Source organism: Vibrio sp. 9-16B-A1 (assembly GCF_056726165.1).
Map to the genome: position 1 here is coordinate 23,511 of NZ_JBSDZD010000008.1, position 20,314 is coordinate 43,824.

Here is a 20,314-nt window from a genome sequence, read left to right on the forward strand (position 1 = left end):
GGCTTATAACGAGATATGCGTAAACTAGTAGTGGGAATTCTTATCGCGTCGCTGATGGGTTGTGCCATGGGGCACCGGAACCCTGAAGAGGTAAAGCAGGCGCTGAATGAGGCCGTGAATGAAGCTAACAGCCGTGCCCTTGATGAGTTGCCGGCGTCGGTGGAAGACGATCTGATGCCTCAGCTGGACGGTCAGCCGATGATTTCGGGCGGGCCATTGAAACGCTTTCGTGTTCAGGCCAATGGCGTGGAAGCGCGAACCTTCTTTGCCAGTCTGGTCAAAGGCACGGAATACAGCGCGGCTATCCACCCGAATGTGCAGGGGCGTATCACGGTCAATCTGAGTGATGTGACCCTGGACGAAGTGCTGGACGTGGTGCGTGATATGTACGGCTTTGACGTAGTGAAAAGCGGCAAGGTGATTCAGATCTACCCGGCGGGTCTGCGTACCGAGACGATTGCGATTGATTACCTGCAGTTTAAACGCCTTGGCCGATCGCTGACATCGATTACCACTGGCTCAATTACCAGCAAGGATAACAGCGGCTCAGGTACTGCTTCTTCCAGCAGCAGTTCTTCATCATCCAGCAGTTCAAACTCTTCATCGGGCCGCAGCAGCAAGTCGACCAGTACCACTGGCGGTATTGAGATTGAAACCAGCAGTGAGAGTGATTTCTGGCCTCAGCTTGAAAAAGCAGTGGGTGCCCTGATCGGCAACGGAAATGGCCGCAGCGTGGTGGTTTCTCCGCAGGCCAGTGTACTGACAGTTCGTGCCTACCCGGATGAAATCCGTGAGATCAAGCAGTTCCTGGGGATCTCTCAGGAGCGCATGCAGCGCCAGGTGATCCTGGAAGCGAAGATCCTTGAAGTAACCCTCAGCGATGGTTACCAGCAGGGGATCAACTGGGCCAACCTGAGTCAGACTATTGGTGGTACCACCATTTCAACCAGCCGCGGAACGGTGAACAAGGTTGATGGTTCAATTGTTCCGGTTGCCCTGCCGGGACTGGATACCATTGGTGGTCTGCTTGGTGGCCAGACAAACCTGACGATTTCTGACGGTCACTTTGATGCCGTGCTGAGTTTTATGTCGACTCAGGGTGACCTGAATGTGCTTTCCAGCCCGCGCGTAACGGCGGCGAACAATCAGAAAGCGGTGATTAAGGTTGGTCAGGACGAGTACTTCGTAACGGATATCTCAAGCGTGGTGGGCAGTGGTAATGAAGCCAACGTGGCCCCCGATGTGGAGCTGACACCGTTTTTCTCTGGTATTTCGCTGGACGTAACGCCTCAGATCGATGACTCCGGTTTCGTGTTGCTGCACGTTCACCCTGCGGTGATCGATGTTCAGACCCAGAACAAGCAGTTCAAGCTGGGCACGACTGAAATTGATGTGCCACTGGCAAAAAGCTCGATCCGGGAGTCCGATTCGGTGATCCGTGCCCGTACTGGTGACGTGGTGGTGATCGGTGGTCTGATGAAGTCCAATCATGTAGATAACGTCTCAAAAGTGCCGCTGCTTGGGGATATTCCGGGTCTTGGCCACCTGTTCCGTAACGTGACCAAACTGACCCAGAAGACCGAGCTGGTTATCCTGCTCAAGCCTACTGTAGTGGGTGTGAATACCTGGCAGGGTGAGCTGGAGCGCTCACGCGATCTGCTGAATGAGTGGTTCCCGGAAGAGTAATTTATGTATCTGGAGTTTTACGGTTTTTCACAGGCCCCGTTTGCCCTGACGCCAAACACCGAGCTGTTTCAGGGGCTGCCACCGCACTACGAGGCAATTCAGACCGTGCTGTCTGCAATTGATATGGGTGAGGGGGTGATTAAGGTCTCCGGTGAAGTCGGCACGGGAAAAACCATGGTGTGCCGGATGCTGATCAATCAGCTGGCAGAGGAAGTCGCACTGGTTTATTTGCCCAATCCCCAGCTGAACCCGGAAGAGCTTCGCCTGGCCGTCGCCCGGGAGCTGGAAATCGATCTGGCGGAGTCTGGTAACGTGGTGGACGAAATCCATACCCGCCTGCTGGAACTGCATAAACAGGGACGCAGGGTGGTGGTGTTGGCGGATGAAGCCCAGGCGCTGAGTAACGACTCACTCGAAGCGATTCGCCTGTTTGGTAATCTCGAAACTGAGCATGCAAAGCTGATGCAAATTGTGCTGCTTGGTCAGCCTGAGCTCGATGCCCGCCTGGAGCAGAATCACCTGCGCCAGCTGAGACAACGCATTACCTTTAATGCGTCACTGCGGGCCCTGACCCAGGCGGAGACATTTGCATATATCGACCACAGGGTCAGCGTCAGTGGCGGTAACGCCAGGTTGTTTGAAGAGAAAGTGAAAAAGGCTGTCTGGCGGGCTTCGAAAGGAGTGCCGAGACTGATAAATCAGGTCTGTCACAAAGCACTTATTTTGGCGAGCACAGAACAGGCTACACATATCGGCAACGTACACGTGTTTGAAGCGATTAACGATACCCTTGATACCGTCAAACCGAAATTTAAAACACCAGTCCTGTGGGGATGGGGATTGTCATGAGCGTAATGAATAAAGCCCTGTCCGGAATGACAGAGAAAAAAAACGGTACGCAAACGCCGCTGGAAAAGGTGGAGGTTGCACCGGTATCCACGGGCAGCGGCAAGCTGGTCTGGATCGGTGTGGGCGTACTGCTGAGCCTGGGCGTGGGTGCCTGGGCTATCACCGGCGAAGAGCCTGAGCAGAAAGTCGCTCAGGTGTCGCAGCCTGTGGTGACAGAATCAGTACAGGTAGAAGAAACTGTTGTTGTGGCCCCGGCAGAGGCGGCTGAAGAGATCGCGCCAACCCGGCAAAGTGCTACTCAGTCTGTGGCGCAGATCTATCAGCCAGAGCCCGCTCAGGCTGCTGCAACTGAAAAGGCACTGCAGCCAAAGCCAGCTGCGAAAACGCCAGCCCCGGCGGCGGCTCCAAAAGTGGTGAAACAGAAGCCGCCTGAACAAAAGCGCGTGGTACCGGTACAAACGGCTCCGGCTCCAAAAGTGGCAAAAGCAGAGCAGGTGAAAGCCAAAGCGGCTCCGGCACCAAAACCCAAAGCCCCTAAGCCTCCGGCGCAGTCTGAGCAGGTCGAACAGGGCTCGATGGCCGTGCAGCAGGTCGAACTGACCCATGAACAACTGGCGGCCAAGGCTGCAGCCCGGGCGCAAAAAGCCCTTGATGCCAGCGATCTTGGCCGGGCGATCAGTGAATATAAGAACGCCCTCAAATATACCCCGCATGATGAAGTGATCCGCAAAAAGCTGGCAGCGCTCTATTACGGGCGGGGGGATGTCCGCCGCGCCGTGGATACCCTGAATAAAGGCGTCGAGCTTGACCCGGACAGTCAGTCGCTGCGCCTGGCGCTGGTGAACGTGCTGGTCAAAGAGAACCTGCCGGCAGTAGCGCTCGGTGTGGTTGAACCTCTGCCACCACAGCCGGGGACAGATTACCTTGCTGCGCGGGCAGGCCTGGCCCAGAAAGTTAAAAATTCAGAACTGGCACTGGAGAGCTACCAACTGCTGGCTGAACTCGATGAAAGCAACGCCAAATGGTGGCTGGGACTTGGCATTGAGCAGGAGCGGGCCAAACAGCTTGAGCAGGCCAAGGCTTCGTATACCAAAGCCCTGAACCGGGTCGGTCTGTCGAGCAAGACCCATACCTTTATCCGCAGTCGTCTGACGATAATTCAGCAACAGCAGGAGGCTCAGGCCAATGCAAATTAAACTCCGCAAAAGGCTTGGTGACCTGCTGGTTGAAGAAGGCATCATTACCGAGCAGCAGGTTGAGGAGGCGCTCTCCCATCAGAAGCAGACCGGAAGAAAACTGGGTGACACCCTGATTCAGTTGGGCTTTCTGACTGAGAGTCAGATGCTGAACTTCCTGTCTCAGCAGCTGAACCTGCCGTTGATCGACCTTAACCGCGCCACAATTGACGTAGAAGCGGTGCAGATCCTGCCGGAAGTTCACGCCCGTCGTCTTCGCGCGCTGGTGGTTGGCCGTCAGGGGGATGTGCTGCGGGTTGCGATGAGTGATCCGGCGGACCTGTTTGCCCAGGAATCCCTGCTGAGCCAGCTTCAGCAGTATCAGATTGATTTTGTTATCGCACCTGAGCGCCAGCTGGTAGATGGTTTCGACCGTTACTACCGCCGCACCAAAGAGATCGCCTCTTTTGCTGAGCAGCTGCAGGCTGAACACCAGACGTCAGAAGGGTTCGATTTCTCCTTTGGCGATGAAGATGACAGCGATGAAGTCACCGTCGTAAAACTTATCAACTCACTGTTTGAAGATGCGATTCAGGTAGGGGCTTCTGATATTCATATCGAGCCGGATGCGAACGTACTGCGCCTGCGCCAGCGGGTAGATGGCGTTCTGCACGAAACCCTGCTTAACGAAGTCAATATTGCCTCTGCACTGGTACTGCGTCTTAAGTTGATGGCGAATCTGGATATTTCAGAGAAACGTCTTCCGCAGGATGGCCGGTTTAACATCCGTGCCAAAGGTCAGTCGGTCGATATCCGTATGTCGACCATGCCGGTGCAGCACGGTGAGTCTGTGGTGATGCGTCTGCTTAACCAGACGGCCGGGGTTCGCAAGCTGGAAGAGTCCGGCCTGCCGGAAGATTTGCTGCTGCGTCTGCGCAAGCAGCTTCGCCGTCCGCACGGTATGATCCTGGTAACCGGCCCAACCGGTTCAGGTAAAACCACTACCCTTTATGGCGCTTTGTCCGAGCTTAATGAGCCGGGCAAAAAGATCATTACCGCTGAAGACCCGGTGGAATACCGTCTTGAGCGGGTGAATCAGGTTCAGGTGAACCCGAAAATCGACCTTGATTTCTCTACCGTGCTGCGTACCTTCCTGCGTCAGGACCCGGATATTATCCTGGTGGGTGAGATGCGTGACCATGAAACGGTTGAAATTGGCCTGCGGGCCGCACTGACAGGTCACCTGGTACTGACCACCCTGCATACCAACGATGCGGTCGACAGTGCGCTGAGGATGATGGATATGGGCGCGCCAGGCTATCTGGTGGCGAGTGCGGTGCGCGCTGTGCTGGCTCAGCGTCTGATCAGAAAAATCTGTCCGGATTGTGCCACACACGATGAGGTGGAAGAGTCCCGTCATCAGTGGCTGATTTCCCGCTTTCCGAACCAGGAACACGCGACCTTCTTCAAAGGCCGTGGGTGTCAAAACTGTAACCTGACTGGTTATCGTGGGCGTATTGGTGTCTTTGAGCTGCTGGAGCTTGAACAGCACATGATGGACGCCCTGCGTGCCGGAGATGCCGTTGAGTTTGCCCGTCAGGCGAGACAGTCCCCGGGCTATAAGCCTCTGCTGGCCTCAGCAATGGAGCTGGCCCTGAAAGGTATCGTCAGTCTGGATGAGGTGATGCATCTGGGCGAAGGGGATACTTCGGGTTCGGCTGAGCCGATCTATCTTCAGGGGTAATCAATGGCGACGTTTCGATACCAGGGACGCAACCTGGAAGGCAACAAAGTCAGTGGTCAGGTGGATGCACCAACGGAAGAACTGGCCGCAGAGGCACTGATCAATAAAGGCGTGCTGCCAACTTCGATCACGCCAGGAAAAACGGCCAGCGCTGCCGGAGCGGACTTCAGCTCCCTGTTTTCTCCGGCCATCCCGCTGGAAGTGCTGGTGATCTTCTGTCGTCAGCTCTATAGCCTGACCAAGGCCGGGGTACCTCTGCTGCGTTCGATTAAAGGCCTGGTGCAGAACTGTGCTAATAAGCAGCTTAAGCATGCGCTGGAGGAGGTGGGCCATGAGCTGACCAACGGTCGCAGCCTGTCCGCTTCCATGCAGCTGCATCCGCGGGTGTTCAGTCCGCTGTTTGTCTCCATGATCCATGTCGGGGAGAACACCGGTCGCCTGGATGAAGCCCTGTTGCAGCTATCGAACTATTACGAGCAGGAGCTGGAAACCCGTAAGCGGATCAAGACCGCAATGCGTTACCCGACGTTTGTCATTGTTTTTATCACCGCAGCGATGTTTGTGCTCAACATCAAGGTGATACCGCAGTTTGCCAGTATGTTTTCACGGTTTGGTGTTGACCTGCCGCTGCCGACCAGGATCCTCATTACAACCTCGAACTTCTTTGTTGAGTACTGGAGCTGGATGCTGGCAGCCATGGTTGCAGCGCTGTTTGCTTTCCGCGCCTGGCTCAGTACTGCTGACGGACGCGAAGCCTGGGATAAGTTTCGCCTGCGGGTACCGATTGTCGGTGACATCGTCAACCGGGCGCAGCTGTCGCGTTTTTCGCGTACGTTTGCCCTGATGCTTCGCTCGGGCGTGCCGCTCAATCAGTCGCTGGCTCTGTCCGGTGAAGCGCTGGGGAACCGTTTCCTGGAACTTCGGGTACTGGAAATGAAAGCGGCAATCGAGGCGGGCAGTACGGTATCGGCCACCGCGATTCAGAGCGGGATATTTACCCCATTGGTGATCCAGATGATCTCTGTGGGGGAAGAGACCGGTCGGATTGATGAGTTGTTGCTCGAAGTCTCTGACTTTTATGACCGGGAAGTGGATTATGACCTGAAAACCCTGACCGCCAGAATCGAGCCACTGCTGCTGCTGATTGTGGCTGGCATGGTATTGTTGCTGGCGCTGGGTATATTCCTGCCGATGTGGGGCATGCTGGATGTGATCAAGGGGTAAGCATGGCGCAGGTATGGAATCCCAGATTGATACTGTGGATGTTTCTGATCTCCATTTTGATTGCAGTATTCGGGTTCCACTGGAGCCGGGTGGAGAAGGAAGCAGAGCACACCGCATTCAGTGTAGTGGTCAATCAGATTAACCAGAGGGCCAACCGCTACCGGCAGCTGTGGCTGGTAGAGAAACAGCCGGCCTCAATGGAGATTGAAGGCCAGGTGGTGCAGTTTGATAAAAACGGTTGGGTAACACCGCTAAGGGGAAACACCGTGGATTGCAGCTGGTGGTTTGAGACCCTGTTTCCCAATGTAAACCGGGGTTATGTGACATCACCGGAAGTGACTCTGATTTCAGATTCGGGTCAATACGTGTGCCGTTATCAGTTCAGCCATCACTATCAGATTGAGCTGGCACTGACCGACAGAAATTTGTCAATTTCTGTCGGAAAACTGGCGGATGCATGGTGATCTAAATAGGAACCAGGACACGCATACGATATAATACGGCGTTAAATGCGTCGCAAACTTTTTTTTCTTGCATAGGTAAAATCAATGAAAAAACAGAGTGGTTTTTCATTAGTTGAATTAGTAGTAGTTATCGTGATTCTGGGCCTGCTGGCTGCCGCCGCACTGCCCAAGTTTCTGAATGTCACGGATGAGGCAAAAAAGGCCAGTATTGAAGGGGTTGCTGGTGGTTATGCGACTGGCGTACTTTCAGCCCGCGCCCAGTGGGAAGCCAAAGGCCGTCCGGGTAACGGTGTCGGTAACAGCAAGCAGCACTGGATCGAATACGACGGTGTGGACTTCTGGCTGACCCGCTCATTTAACAGCGATGGAACAGACAGCGGCTACCGTGACGGTTATCCGATAGCACTGAAAAAAACAGATGAAACATCCGCACCAGCAGCACTGACTTCACAGGCATGTGTGGATCTGATGGAAAATCTGCTGCAAAACCCACCGAAAGTCGATGAGGTTACATCCACTTCCGGAGATTTGAAATACACTGCACAGGCAAATAATGCTGAAAGCACCTGCACTTACGTTCAGCAGGAAGGCAGTGACCACAAATTTATTTATGAAATCAAAACTGGTCGTGTGACCGTGGAATTGCAGTAACTCCTTTGGTTATTGCGTTTTAATTAAACACAGAGAGATGTAACGATGAAAAAGCAAAGCGGTTTCACCCTGATTGAACTGGTGGTGGTAATTGTAATTCTGGGTATTCTTGCGGTTACGGCAGCGCCTAAGTTCCTTAACCTGCAGGGTGATGCCCGAAATGCAGCACTGAACGGACTGAAAGGTGCGGTAAGTGGTGGTGCGGGTATCGTTTATGGTAAAGCGGCTATTGCTGGTAAGGAAAACAGCAGCACTAAAGTGGCAGTAAGCGCAGGAACTGGCACTGTGGATACCATTCATGGTTATCCTACAGCTGCTGAAAACGGCATTGTAGCGACCATCGCAAACTTTAGTGATGACTGGGCGATTGTTTCTGGTTCTGCTGGCTCGGATAGCGCAGGTGCTGAAATTCTCCTGACATTTAAAGACTACAGCGGACAAGCAAAAGGCAGTATTCCTTCAAAATGTTATCTGACTTATACAGCTGCGACCTCTGCTGCAGCTGCATCAGCAAAAGTTGAAGATAGTGCCTGTAAGTAACTAATTCCAAGGGTTTGAAATGAAAAAACAGTCGGGCTTTACTCTTATTGAGCTGGTGGTTGTCATCGTGATTTTGGGTATTTTAGCTGTGACTGCTGCGCCAAAGTTTCTGAATCTGCAAAATGATGCAAGAAATGCAGCTCTGAACGGGCTGAAAGGTGCAGTTGTTGGCGCTTCAAACATTGTATATGGGAAGGCTGCAGTGAAAGGGCTTGAAGGTTTTGACCGTGGCACTTCCTCTGCGGTCAGCTCCGGAAGCACGACTATTTATACGGCATATGGCTACCCGAGAAAAGATTCTCTCGCAGATGCTATGCAGCTGGATTTGAACAGTGAATGGCAGGTAGTTACTGAGGTGGAAGATGCACCGGGTGACTATTATGTGGCATTTACATTTAAAGGTACCTCCGTTAGCGGTGCGCTTGGCTCCTGTTATGTTGCTTATGCTGAACCAGTGAGTGAGGGAGAAGATCCTAACTACGTTATTTCAAACTGTAATTAATATCCAGAGCCTCATCAGAGGCTCTGTTTAATCCTGTTACCAAATCAGCAGGATTAAACAGAGCTTCCCATCATTTAATTTTGTCTTTGGTGTATAACCTATGACCTATAGATCAAAAGGTTTTACCCTTATTGAACTTATTGTCGTTCTGTTGCTTATCGCAATAGTCGCTTCTTATGCTGCTTCACGTTACGGCGGCCCCGGTCAGTTTTCTTCTTATGCTGCCAGAGAGCAGGCAATTACCATTATTCGCCAGATCCAGCTTGGTCGTATGCAGACCAATATTGAGAACCCTGATTATGCAGGCAAGCACCGTCGTTACCGTTTGCTGGTAAAAAGCAACTGTATCTCTTCAGGAATGGGGTGCAGCGAAAATCGCAGTGACAGCGTTGTGATCTCCGGCCCTGGTTTTACATTTTCTCCGGAAATGACGATAGAGTTTGATTTGTTAGGAGTTCCAAAGTGTATATCGGGGGCTGGTTGTGCTGGTTGTGCTGGTTTAACTGATCTTCATGCGATCCCTGAAATCATTCTGAATAACGGTTCTGAGAAATTAAAAGTGTGCATTAACAGGGAGGGCTTTGTGAATGACTGCCTATAAAGCACGTGGCTTTACCCTGATTGAGAGTATCGTTGCCATCGTCGTTCTCGGCATTTCCATGACTGTACTGGTAACAGTGCTTTATCCACGCATAGAAAACTCAGCCAGTGCTCATTATCAGGTACGTGCATCTGCACTGGCTCAGAGTGTTATGTCCGAGATTTTGTCGCGCGCTTTTGATCAGAATAGTGACTTCAATGGTGGTATTTCTAGATGCAGTGAGGGGAGCTCTCCCACCCAGTGTACACAAACCGATAAATTTGGTCCGGATGACCCTGATGGCGATGGTGTTTTTGAAACACCTGAACAGTTCAATGATGTCGATGACTATATGGGTTGTTGGTATACAGACAGTACCAAAAGTGAATGCATTGCGACGGAAGCGGGAAAGCTTGAAGACCTGTTACTGGATGTGGATTTGGATGATACTTACTATAACTTCAGGGTTGAAGTTAAAATGGAGTACGATACCAGTGCTGGTCTTCAGGGGGCAACGGGTCAGGTGTTTAAGAAGATCACCCTGACCGTCTATCCGGGAAAATATGGCAGTTACCGCTTTGTGGCATATAAAGGAAACTACTGATGCGAAAGGCTGGCTTTACATTAATTGAAATGGTGGTCACCATTTTGGTGGTGTCAGTAATGTTTCTGGCTATTGCTGGTTTTCTTGAGCTGGGGACCAAAGGGTATGCCGATTCGGTCCAGCGCCAGGCTCTGCAGAACCAGGCCCGCTTTGCTATTGAGAAAATGTCACGCGAAATACGTCATGCGATTCCTAATAGTTTCAAGGATGAAGGGGGCTGTCTGTTTTTTTATCCGATTAAGTACTCGGGCTTTTATGTTGAGCGTCCGCTCAGTGCTGCGATTCAGTTTGTGTTAGGTAATGATAGTTCGCCAAATACGCTGGGAAGCAACGATTATCTGGTGATCAATCCTTCCCGTTATGAGGACCTGGATAAGGCCTCAACATCTTCAATTGACGTATCCTCTCTTGCTGAAGACACCTCTGTGTCATCAGCGTCTCCGGTATTCACTGTTTCCGCTGCGTTGCCGAGTCAATCCGTAGGACGACGGCATTATATCTATGACCCGGATAAGCAGATCCAATACTGCATTACCGGGAGTGAGCTGACTAAGCAGGTCGGTACGTCTGCAGCGGTAAAAATTGCAGAAAATGTAAGGCTGGGTGGATTTGATTATGTACAGGCCTCGCTGGTCCGTGGTGGCCTGGTGCATATTGAGCTGAGCTTTGAGCAGGACGGTGAGCGAAGTGATTACAAACATGACGTACAGGTGCTGAATGTTCCGTAGAAGAAAGCAGTCTGGCAGTGTGCTGATTATTGCCATCTTTGTGATAGTGGTTATGGGGATGCTTGGCCTGACCCTGACACGCCTGGAGTGGTCAAATCAGGATACCCTGACCCGGGAAGTGCTGGGAACCCAGGCCTGGTTTTTGGCTCACTCTGGAAATGAGTGGGGACTTACATATTTGTTTCCGTTGAACTCTGGTGTGAGCCCATCTGATCAGTGCGACTTATTGAAGAGAATCAGTGATGATGAAGATAGTCCTGCAGCTCAGTCTGCTGCAGTTTCTCTTCTGGGGGCTACAGAAAATCGATGCCACAAGCTTCGTATTGATTGTACGATTATCAATGGCGGTCAAGACCTGACGTTTTTCAAAGTAACCTCTACCGCGACCTGTGGTCAGGTTAATGGAGAGTTTGAAGTCCAGCGCGAGCAGGAAGTGTGGGCGAGAGGAATTGAGTAATATGTATGTCCGTTTGTTATTGCTTGGCCTGAGTTTGATCAGCGGTAGTGTCTATGCTGGTTTTTCTGCGGAAACCTGTACGAACAGTTCGCTGACATCTAAGTCAGACTTTTCTGTAGTGGCTTCAATTGGCGGCAATATGCCAAGGGAGACGATATGGGCGAATAAGCCCAGCCATGGGTCATGGCGGATGCCTGTCTGGAGTAATGATGACTGGAGTGGCGTTTGGTACACCGATCGGCCGATCATTGAGGATAGCCTGACGAATGATGTCCCGGAAATCTATCCGGAGCGACGGCATTATATTTGGTTATCTTACAAGGCATTTCACGGTGGAAGAGTAAATAAAACTGGCTGGTTGACCTATTACATCTGGCGAAATGACCGCTGGAAAGAAGTCGATGGTAAATACGCTGATTTCCGGGAGCTAAGAGATATCCACCTTCATATCAAGGGTGAAGGCAGTGCCGATGTAAAATGTTCCGATGACGATGATAAGCCGGATCCACCGGTTCCACCGGAGCCGGATCACGATTCCAAATTTGAGTTTGGTGTTGTCAAATGCAGTGATATGACTTCAGGCAGTTCCTGCAGCATTTCATTTTCTGAGAACTTCTCGGTTGAGCCATTGGTTTTCATTATGCCGACGATTGATACGTCGGCTCCCGATAAAGACCGGCCCTCAACTCTTCGTCTGACCAGTGTCAGTAAAACCGGAGCGGTGTTTAAGCAGGTGTTCTCAGAGCCTTCAGGCATCGCAAAGAAGCCTATTTCAGAAGTCAGCTACTTTGCTATGGAGCCGGGAAAGGCCGTGATTGACGGCGAGACGGTTCAGGCTGGTTCGGTGGAGATTAATAACGCGGTCAGTAAATACAAGCGGGACAACTGGAAGGAAGTTGACTTTAAACACGAATACGATGATGTGAAGCCCGTTGTTCTGACAGAAATTCAGACAGCCAATAACGGTATCGGCACATGGTTCACAACCGCAGTTGAGGATGTGGATGATGATGATTTTGTTATTGCGCTGGAGCGTTCACACCTTCCTGTCGGCAGTTATAAAAAAGAGAAGGTTGCTTACCTGGCTGCGCCTCCCCTGACAGCGGTGGCAAACGGAAAGCGGATCCAGTTTGGCTACGACATTGCTACAAAGAGAACCTCCCGAGATGACGCAAAACCGCTGGCAGTAGAGTGTGCGGCAGAGCGCTCCATGGATTACAGTTTTAAAGGCATTGTTGCCAATAAACAGCAGCGAAGCGGTGGTGATGGTGGCTGGCTGAGGCGGTGTAAGCTCGGAAATGGCAAAGTTAGCTTTGTGGTTGATGAGAATGCCTCGGTGCGGGCTCATACCTCAGAAAAAGTCGGCTATGTGGCATTTGATGATACAGATAATAATTTTGATTTGGAGACCATCTGTCGTTATTTCCCTGAGCCGGCTCAGAGCTGGAACGTTTCTTCTGAGACGGAGTACGCACCTGGTAATAAAAGTCTGCTGAAGGTGGACGGTAACACTGCAAGGATGATTGGCTGGTCACATGATTATGTCAGCGAGTTCAGTTTTATATCGTCGAAGCCGGATCAAAAAATGGATACCCTGTTGAGAACAGGTTTCGATACGCACTCTCAGGACTGGCAGGTGTATTCAAATCCGATTTGTTCTCCGCATGGCTGTGAAACTGGCAACGATGATGGTCAGCTTTCCAGAAGGAAAATCAAAGAGCCGGAACCAGTATCAGATGAGTTCAACGGTACTGTTAATCTGAAGATCACCGATAACAGCAATGATCACTACTATAAAGATGTGTGTAACGCCAGTTCGGACGTTTGTTCATACCGGGAGATGGGCGCTAATAAAGCAGAGATCTACCTGCACAAAGATCTTGCATCGCTTGATATCAGTTCTAATGCCGGTATCCAGCAAATGACGGTAATTCCTGCTTCGGGTTTGTCGGTGAAAAGCTTCAGGATGGGCAGTAAAGTTAACCTGTATCTCAGGTCTGGTGTCCGGTTGCGTGTCGGAGAGCTGACAGGCGTTTCAAGTGATCTGGCGATGACCTTTGAACCTCATGTCAGGATCGATGTATCCCGCAGCATGACCCTGAATAATCCTGTGGATTTCAGCTTTGTCTCAGGTGCCAAAGATGTGATGATTTATGGTCCCAAGGCTGATATTGCTGTCCACAGCACCCATAATGAAACCTTCTATGGGTTCTTTTTAGGCAAACGGGTGAGCTTTCAGAATCCGCTGAATGTCATTGGCAGTGTTACGGCTTACACACTGGAGTTGCCGAACGCCACCCACATATCAAAACCGGATTACGTATGTTCGGTTCCGCCGAAGAGTGACTATACGATTCATGCAGAGACTCTCAACAGTATTGCCCTGAGTTGTGAAGCTTCTGTGGTGAAGTTTCAGATTAAGGATTCAGAAGGGAACAACTCAGGCGGTTATACCGGAAATATTACCATTACGCACCCCGACTCGTTGAATGTGTCTGTTGTACCAGGTAAAGGTACGGGCAGCGGAAAGGTTTATCAGGCAAACAGTAGTGGTGAGCTGTGGTTTGCGGTTGATAATAATGGGGTAGGTGATGTGAGTGTCACCGCTTCAATTGTATCTGAGAGCAGCCCGAATACAGCAAGCTCTGATACCAAATTTGTGGCGTACAAGTTTGCTATGGCAGATTCCCCACTTGGCATCATCGCTGGCAAAGAGCAGAGCTTTACCATCCAGCCAATGCAGTGTGAGAAGGTTGGAGGTGACCTGGTGCCGGTTGTTGACTCTGGCTATAGCGGTTCTCAAAAACTGACCATGTCGGCGCTGGATTATAAGGTGCCATCGAGTCCGTCTGTCAGGGCCGAACTGAAACTCAAAGACGCCAAAGACAACCTGGTTAGTGTGGCATCGGGCAAAAGCATAACGCTGAACTTTACCGGCGACAACAATGTCGCTGCTTCTGCTGCACTTTACCCGGAAGCGGGCAGCGTGGCGTACCAGCTCTCCCAAACTCAGTGTGTGGAAGAGGATGGAAAACAGAAGTGTAAAACTTATTACGGGGCGCAGCAGGTTGATGCCAGGCCGTGGACCCTGGCGATTTGTGAGGCGAAAAGCCATGCAATGGATGGTACAGATAAGCAAGGCAGTGCGTTTGTGGCTGCCGGTGACTCTTTCGATATCCGGTTAAAGCCGGTTGTCTGGAGCAGTAACCTTGATGCTGCAGCGCAGCAGGGTAAGTATAAGGAGTTCTGTTCACTGGCTGTAACCAAAAACTTTTTTGATACCGGAGCCGAAAGTTCTCAGGTCAGCCTCAGTGCAGAGCTGCCTGACGGCTATCAGGGGAAGCTGTCGGGAGCAGATAGCGCCAAAAAACATACGGACGGGAAGACGGATGGCCTGTTCAAATTTGACGGGCTCAGTTTCTCCGATGTGGGTTATATAACACTAAAAGCTGAAGCCACGGGTTATGGCTCAGTTCTGAACGGGATTGACAGTGGTAAACGTCAGGCCGGGCGTTTCTATCCTAAACATATCAGTATTACTGAAAACAGCTGGAACTATGCTCCGGGACATTCAGGTTTTGCGTATCTCGACCAGCCTGTAAGCGTTGATTTTATTGCCCAGGCTCAAAACAGCAAGGGTGAGCCAACAGTGAACTACTCAAAGCTGAAGGATACTTACCTGGTGACTCTGGCTCCATTTGCCGCCAGTGGTGATGGTGCGCAGGACTGGGGAAGCAGGATGGTAGCGGGCTGGACAGCCAACAAATGGGATAAAGCAGAGCTTAAAGGTAAGGAGCAGCCATTTACGTTGTTGCGTTTGATTGAAACAGTAACCCCAAAAACAACCCGTATCGATGGACCTTTTTCAGGGGCGAATCTGATGACGGGCCTTAAGATCTCTGCATCAAGCGATCCTACCGTGATAGAGAAAGAAGACTCAGTGACAGCCAAAGGTCAGAAGTTCCCGACTCCGCTTACAGCCCTCTACGGCCGGGTCATTCTCGAAGACCTCGGTGGCAGCACCGGTCAGGAACTGGCAGTCCCTCTGAGAACTGAGTTCTGGGACGGGGATTCATTTGTCACTAACACCGATGACAGTGGCACCCGGTTTAACGGCGTGGGTTACTGTCGCCTTGGCCTGTGGCCGGATGACACTTCTCTGGCGTCTTTCCGGGCTGGCGAGCATACAGTAGGCAGTGGTCAGTCGAATGCCCTGGTGGCCGTTCAGGGAAGCACCGACCGGGAGCAGGTTCGTCTCTGGCTTCGTACTGCTTCCGGTGAGCCGGATGGTGCAAAAGAGTGTAGTGGTGCAAACACGGGTCAACCCTGGCTCAACTTCAACTGGCGCGGCCAGGGCGATGAGATCCCATCAGCAGTACTGACATTTGGATCCTACCGCGGAAATGATCGGGTGATCTTCCGCGGAGAAAGGGGGATGACCGGGCGCTGATCCCTGATGAAAACCGCTGAATTTGGCATCCCCGTCAGGATTGTGAAAGAAAAAGCGGGATTCAGCCCATGTTTAACCGCCAATGCCTTGCTGATAACGCAAGGCATTGGTACATTTAGTGCAATTTTGTCTCTTCTAATGCTCTCAGGATGAACGAAGAATATGTTTAAAAAACTTCGTGGCATGTTTTCAAACGATCTTTCTATCGATTTAGGTACAGCCAATACACTTATTTATGTAAAAGGTCAGGGCATTGTCCTTGATGAACCTTCAGTTGTTGCTATTCGCCAGGACCGCGCAGGCTCAGCCAAAAGCGTAGCGGCAGTCGGGCACGAAGCAAAGCAGATGCTGGGCCGTACGCCGGGCAACATCTCTGCTATTCGTCCGATGAAAGACGGCGTGATCGCCGACTTCTACGTGACTGAAAAAATGCTGCAGCACTTCATCAAGCAGGTGCATGACAACAGCGTGCTTAAACCAAGCCCACGTGTGCTGGTATGTGTACCTTGTGGTTCAACTCAGGTTGAGCGCCGTGCGATTCGTGAATCTGCACTGGGTGCAGGCGCGCGTGAAGTGTACCTGATTGACGAGCCAATGGCGGCAGCGATCGGTGCTGGTCTGCGCGTATCTGAGCCTACCGGTTCTATGGTGGTCGATATCGGTGGTGGTACGACTGAAGTTGCGGTTATCTCACTGAACGGTGTGGTTTACTCTTCTTCTGTACGTATCGGTGGTGACCGTTTTGATGAAGCGATCATCAATTACGTGCGCCGTAACTACGGCAGCCTGATCGGTGAAGCAACCGCTGAGAAGATCAAGCACGAAATCGGCTCGGCTTACCCGGGTGATGAAGTGACAGAGATCGAAGTCCGCGGCCGCAACCTGGCAGAAGGTGTGCCACGCAGCTTTACCCTGAACTCAAACGAGATCCTGGAAGCGCTTCAGGAGCCGCTGACCGGTATCGTGTCTGCTGTGATGGTTGCACTGGAACAGTGTCCGCCGGAGCTGGCGTCAGATATCTCTGAAAACGGCATGGTTCTGACCGGTGGTGGTGCACTGCTGAAAGATCTGGATCGTCTGCTGACCGAAGAAACGGGTATTCCGGTAGTGGTTGCTGATGAGCCTCTGACCTGTGTGGCCCGTGGTGGCGGTAAGGCGCTGGAAATGATCGACATGCACGGTGGCGATCTCTTCTCTGAAGAATAAGGCTGGTTAACCAGCTATGAAGCCGATATTTGGCAGGGGACCATCCCTGCAATTGCGCCTCTTTTTTGCGGTCGTACTATCAGCCAGTCTTATGCTGGCTGATAGTCGTTTAGACGCATTCGCAGGTGCACGTTACTTCTTAAACAGCCTGGTGGCGCCGATCCAGTATATGGCGAACCTGCCACGCTCCATGTTTGACGGCGTTTATGAGCGCTTCAACACCCGTGAAACTCTGCTTAATTCAAGCCAGACTCTCAAACGCGAAGTTCTGCGTCTGAAAAGCGAACTGATCCTGCTCGATCAGTACCGTGAAGAGAATCAGCGCCTGCGTAAGCTGCTTGGTTCCCCTTTTGTCCGTGATGAGAAAAAGGTGGTGACCGAAGTGATGGCGGTGGACTCATCGCCGTATCGTCATCAGGTGGTGATCGATAAAGGAGCGATAGACGGGGTGTATGAAGGCCAGCCGGTGATCAACGAAAAAGGTATCGTTGGTCAGGTGACTTTTGTTGCGGCCCACAATGCACGGGTACTGCTGATCACTGACTCCACCAGCTCCATTCCGGTGCAGGTAGTGCGAAACGACATCCGGGTGATTGCTTCCGGTAACGGCAGTATTGACCGGATGCATCTGGAGCATATTCCAACCAGCACTGAAATCGAAGAGGGTGACCTGTTGGTGACCTCAGGCCTTGGCGGGCTTTATCCTGAAGGCTACCCGGTAGCGTATGTTTCTGAAGTCGGCCGCGATGACCGGCGTGAGTTTGCGTCGATTGAGGCAGAGCCTGTAGTGGACTTTGACCGCCTGCGTTACCTGCTGCTGGTGTGGCCTGGTGAGGCAAATAAAGCTCAGAACAGTGAGGATGCTGCCAATGGCCAATAGTGTATTTCGTGGCCGTATGGTCATCTGGGTAACCTTTCTGATCGCGCTGGTATTTCAGGCCATTCCATGGCCGGGAATGCTGGAGATTTTCCGTCCTGCATGGCTGCTACTGGTGGTGTTCTACTGGGTGCTGGCATTGCCACACCGGGTGAACGTGGGCACGGCGCTGGTACTTGGCCTGCTGTGGGACCTGTTGCTCGGTTCAACCCTTGGTGTGCGCGGGATGATGATGTCTGTCGTCGTTTACCTGGTTGCGCTTAACTTCCTGGTGCTGCGCAATATGGCGCTGTGGCAACAGGCGGTGATCATTGCCTGTCTGACAGGGCTTGCAGAGATCCTGGAGTTCTTTGGTGAGTTCCTGATTCAGGATGTGGAGTTTAACCCACAGTCGCTGTGGGCGATGCTGGTGAACTGCATTCTGTGGCCGTGGATGTTCCTGCTGCTCCGCAGGGTGCGACGCCACTGGCATATTCGCTGACCAATTGAGGATAAAGCTTATGGCTGAGAATCAGCAACCGCTATTATTAGCATCAGGCTCCCCGCGCCGCAGAGAGTTACTCAGCCTGCTCGGGATGCCTTTTTCCATCGTCACGCCGGATATTGAAGAGCGGCGCGAAGCCTCAGAAACACCGGCTGAGTATGTTCAGCGCCTGTCATTGCAAAAGGCGCAGGCAGGCCTGACCATGTCAGATAAGCCGGATGCTGTGGTGATTGGCTCCGATACCATAGTTGTGGCCGGCGGTGAGGTGCTTGAGAAGCCTCAGGATCAGGCGCATTTCAGTGCGATGATGCAGAAACTCTCCGGGCGCGAGCACAGCGTAATGACCGCGGTCACCGTATGCAGCGCTGCTCAGTCACATACTGTACTGGTGGAAACCCGGGTCTGGTTTAAGTCATTATCAGCCGCAGAAATTGAGGCGTACTGGCAAAGTGGCGAGCCACAGGATAAAGCTGGTGGGTATGGAATTCAGGGAATTGGCGGACGATTTGTCGCGCGAATTGATGGCAGTTACCACGCCGTGGTCGGACTGCCGCTTATGGAAACCGACCAGCTACTGAAACAGCATTTTTATCAGAATTAGCAGAGGCACAGCATGAGTGCAGAGTTATTGATTAACGTTACCCCGAGTGAAACACGGGTGGCGATGATAGTTGGTGGCGTTCTTCAGGAAGTCCATATCGAACGTGAATCCCGCCGCGGGATCGTAGGTAATATTTACAAAGGTCGCGTCAGCCGGGTGTTGCCGGGTATGCAGGCGGCTTTTGTTGATATTGGCCTGGATAAAGCGGCATTTTTGCACGCGTCCGACATCGTTCCGCACACCGAATGTGTGGCGGAAAACGAGAAGAAACAGTTTCAGGTTCGTGACATTTCAGAACTGGTTCGTCAGGGCCAGGACATTGTGGTGCAGGTGGTGAAAGATCCGCTTGGTACCAAAGGCGCGCGCCTGACCACCGACATCACTCTGCCTTCGCGTTACCTGGTGTTCATGCCGGGGGCCAGTCATGTAGGCGTTTCTCAGCGCATCGAGAGCGAGAAAGAGCGCGAACGCCTGAAAGGTGTTGTGGCGGATTACTGTGATGAAAACGGTGGCTTCATTATCCGCACCGCAGCGGAAGGAGCCTGTGAGCAGGAACTGGCGCAGGATGCAGCTTTCCTCAAGCGCCTGTGGACCAAAGTGATGGAGCGCCGCAGCAAGTACAAAACCCGCTCAACACTGTACGGTGAGCTTGGCCTTGCACAGCGTATCCTGCGTGATTTCGTCGGCACCGAGCTTGACCGCATTCAGGTGGACTCGCGCCTGGTGTTTGAAAATCTGGCAGAGTTTACTTCTGAGTTCGTCCCTGAGCTGACTGAGAAGCTGTTCCTGTATGAAGGTGATAAGCCGATTTTCGACATGTACGATACCGAGAACGAAATACAACGTTCGCTGGAGCGAAAAGTCGGCCTGAAATCCGGTGGCTACCTGATCATTGATCAGACCGAAGCCATGACCACCATCGACATCAATACCGGCGCCTTTGTTGGCCGCCGTAACCTGGAAGAGACCATCTTCAACACTAACGTTGAAGCGACCCAGGCTATTGCCCGTCAACTGCGTCTGCGTAACCTTGGCGGTATCATCATTATCGACTTTATCGACATGACCTCAGAAGAGCACCGTAAGCGTGTGCTGACTTCACTGGAAATGGCGCTGGCGCAGGACCGGGTAAAAACCAACATCAATGGCTTTACCCAGCTGGGCCTGGTAGAGATGACCCGCAAAAGAACCCGCGAAAGTATTGAACATGTTCTCTGTTCTGAGTGTCCAACTTGTGAAGGACGTGGACGGGTGAAAACGGTTGAGTCAGTGTGCTTTGAGATCCTGCGAGAAGTCACCAGGGTTAACCGTGCGTATGACGCCGATAATTTTGTGGTGTACGCCTCTCCTGCCGTGGCGGAAGCCCTGGAAGGTGATGAATCTCATGCCCTGGCGGAACTGGAAGTCTTTATCGGTAAGCAGGTTAAGATCCAGCCCGAACCCCTCTACGTCCAGGAGCAGTTTGACGTAGTTATGATGTAATGGAGTCATA

General features: G+C 51.9%; 20 protein-coding genes. 19 read left to right on the forward strand and 1 reads right to left on the reverse strand.

Annotated elements, in window-relative coordinates; all coding sequences use genetic code 11:
* The first annotated feature begins 15 nt into the window (after positions 1–15).
* From mshL to ACVB80_RS13910, 13 genes are all read left to right on the forward strand, one after another.
* Positions 16–1,686, forward strand: coding sequence for a pilus (MSHA type) biogenesis protein MshL (gene mshL, locus ACVB80_RS13850; protein ID WP_481081879.1), 1,671 nt, complete (start codon positions 16–18; stop codon positions 1,684–1,686).
* A gap of 3 nt (positions 1,687–1,689) precedes the next feature.
* Positions 1,690–2,535: an ExeA family protein gene (locus tag ACVB80_RS13855; protein ID WP_481081880.1), complete on the forward strand. Its 846-nt coding sequence runs from the start codon at positions 1,690–1,692 to the stop codon at positions 2,533–2,535.
* A complete protein-coding gene (locus tag ACVB80_RS13860; protein ID WP_481081881.1) occupies positions 2,532–3,731 on the forward strand; it encodes a tetratricopeptide repeat protein in 1,200 nt (399 codons plus the stop codon). The genes ACVB80_RS13855 and ACVB80_RS13860 overlap by 4 nt, the downstream gene beginning before the upstream one ends.
* A complete protein-coding gene (gene mshE / locus ACVB80_RS13865; protein WP_481081882.1) occupies positions 3,721–5,454 on the forward strand; it encodes an MSHA fimbrial ATPase MshE in 1,734 nt (577 codons plus the stop codon). The genes ACVB80_RS13860 and mshE overlap by 11 nt, the downstream gene beginning before the upstream one ends.
* Before the next feature lie 3 nt (positions 5,455–5,457).
* On the forward strand, positions 5,458–6,678 hold the full coding sequence (locus ACVB80_RS13870; protein ID WP_481081883.1) for a type II secretion system F family protein: 1,221 nt from the start codon (positions 5,458–5,460) through the stop codon (positions 6,676–6,678).
* A gap of 2 nt (positions 6,679–6,680) precedes the next feature.
* Complete coding sequence (locus ACVB80_RS13875; RefSeq protein WP_481081884.1) at positions 6,681–7,142, forward strand: hypothetical protein; 462 nt, start codon at positions 6,681–6,683, stop codon at positions 7,140–7,142.
* An 84-nt stretch (positions 7,143–7,226) separates the two neighbouring features.
* Positions 7,227–7,793, forward strand: coding sequence for a prepilin-type N-terminal cleavage/methylation domain-containing protein (locus ACVB80_RS13880; RefSeq protein WP_481081885.1), 567 nt, complete (start codon positions 7,227–7,229; stop codon positions 7,791–7,793).
* Between the two features lie 45 nt (positions 7,794–7,838).
* Positions 7,839–8,333 carry a prepilin-type N-terminal cleavage/methylation domain-containing protein gene (locus tag ACVB80_RS13885; protein WP_481081886.1) on the forward strand — a complete coding sequence of 165 codons (495 nt, stop codon included), beginning with the start codon at positions 7,839–7,841 and terminating at the stop codon, positions 8,331–8,333.
* A gap of 19 nt (positions 8,334–8,352) precedes the next feature.
* Positions 8,353–8,835: a type II secretion system protein gene (locus ACVB80_RS13890; protein ID WP_481081887.1), complete on the forward strand. Its 483-nt coding sequence runs from the start codon at positions 8,353–8,355 to the stop codon at positions 8,833–8,835.
* 100 nt (positions 8,836–8,935) lie between these two features.
* Positions 8,936–9,436, forward strand: coding sequence for a prepilin-type N-terminal cleavage/methylation domain-containing protein (locus ACVB80_RS13895; protein WP_481081888.1), 501 nt, complete (start codon positions 8,936–8,938; stop codon positions 9,434–9,436).
* A complete protein-coding gene (locus tag ACVB80_RS13900; RefSeq protein WP_481081889.1) occupies positions 9,423–10,019 on the forward strand; it encodes a type IV pilus modification PilV family protein in 597 nt (198 codons plus the stop codon). The genes ACVB80_RS13895 and ACVB80_RS13900 overlap by 14 nt, the downstream gene beginning before the upstream one ends.
* Positions 10,019–10,747: a PilW family protein gene (locus ACVB80_RS13905; protein WP_481081890.1), complete on the forward strand. Its 729-nt coding sequence runs from the start codon at positions 10,019–10,021 to the stop codon at positions 10,745–10,747. Before ACVB80_RS13900 ends, ACVB80_RS13905 begins: the two co-directional genes overlap by 1 nt.
* Positions 10,737–11,204: a hypothetical protein gene (locus ACVB80_RS13910; protein ID WP_481081891.1), complete on the forward strand. Its 468-nt coding sequence runs from the start codon at positions 10,737–10,739 to the stop codon at positions 11,202–11,204. Before ACVB80_RS13905 ends, ACVB80_RS13910 begins: the two co-directional genes overlap by 11 nt.
* A gap of 51 nt (positions 11,205–11,255) precedes the next feature.
* Here the strand turns inward: ACVB80_RS13910 and ACVB80_RS13915 are convergent, their stop codons facing one another.
* Entirely contained in the window at positions 11,256–11,453 is a 198-nt protein-coding gene (locus ACVB80_RS13915; protein ID WP_481081892.1) for a hypothetical protein, read from the reverse strand.
* Between the two features lie 109 nt (positions 11,454–11,562).
* Here ACVB80_RS13915 and ACVB80_RS13920 point away from each other — a divergent pair, with 109 nt between their 5' ends.
* The 6 genes from ACVB80_RS13920 to rng all read left to right on the forward strand — a co-directional run bounded on the left by ACVB80_RS13920 (position 11,563) and on the right by rng (position 20,304).
* Positions 11,563–15,654 carry a DUF6701 domain-containing protein gene (locus ACVB80_RS13920; protein ID WP_481081893.1) on the forward strand — a complete coding sequence of 1,364 codons (4,092 nt, stop codon included), beginning with the start codon at positions 11,563–11,565 and terminating at the stop codon, positions 15,652–15,654.
* Positions 15,655–15,816: 162 nt separating this feature from the next.
* Complete coding sequence (locus ACVB80_RS13925; RefSeq protein ID WP_481081894.1) at positions 15,817–16,860, forward strand: rod shape-determining protein; 1,044 nt, start codon at positions 15,817–15,819, stop codon at positions 16,858–16,860.
* A gap of 16 nt (positions 16,861–16,876) precedes the next feature.
* Positions 16,877–17,740, forward strand: coding sequence for a rod shape-determining protein MreC (mreC, locus tag ACVB80_RS13930; RefSeq protein WP_481081895.1), 864 nt, complete (start codon positions 16,877–16,879; stop codon positions 17,738–17,740).
* Entirely contained in the window at positions 17,730–18,218 is a 489-nt protein-coding gene (gene mreD, locus ACVB80_RS13935) for a rod shape-determining protein MreD (protein ID WP_481081896.1), read from the forward strand. Before mreC ends, mreD begins: the two co-directional genes overlap by 11 nt.
* Positions 18,219–18,237: 19 nt before the next feature.
* Complete coding sequence (locus ACVB80_RS13940) at positions 18,238–18,822, forward strand: Maf family protein (protein WP_481081897.1); 585 nt, start codon at positions 18,238–18,240, stop codon at positions 18,820–18,822.
* 12 nt (positions 18,823–18,834) lie between these two features.
* Entirely contained in the window at positions 18,835–20,304 is a 1,470-nt protein-coding gene (rng, locus tag ACVB80_RS13945) for a ribonuclease G (protein WP_481081898.1), read from the forward strand.
* Positions 20,305–20,314: the final 10 nt, after the last annotated feature.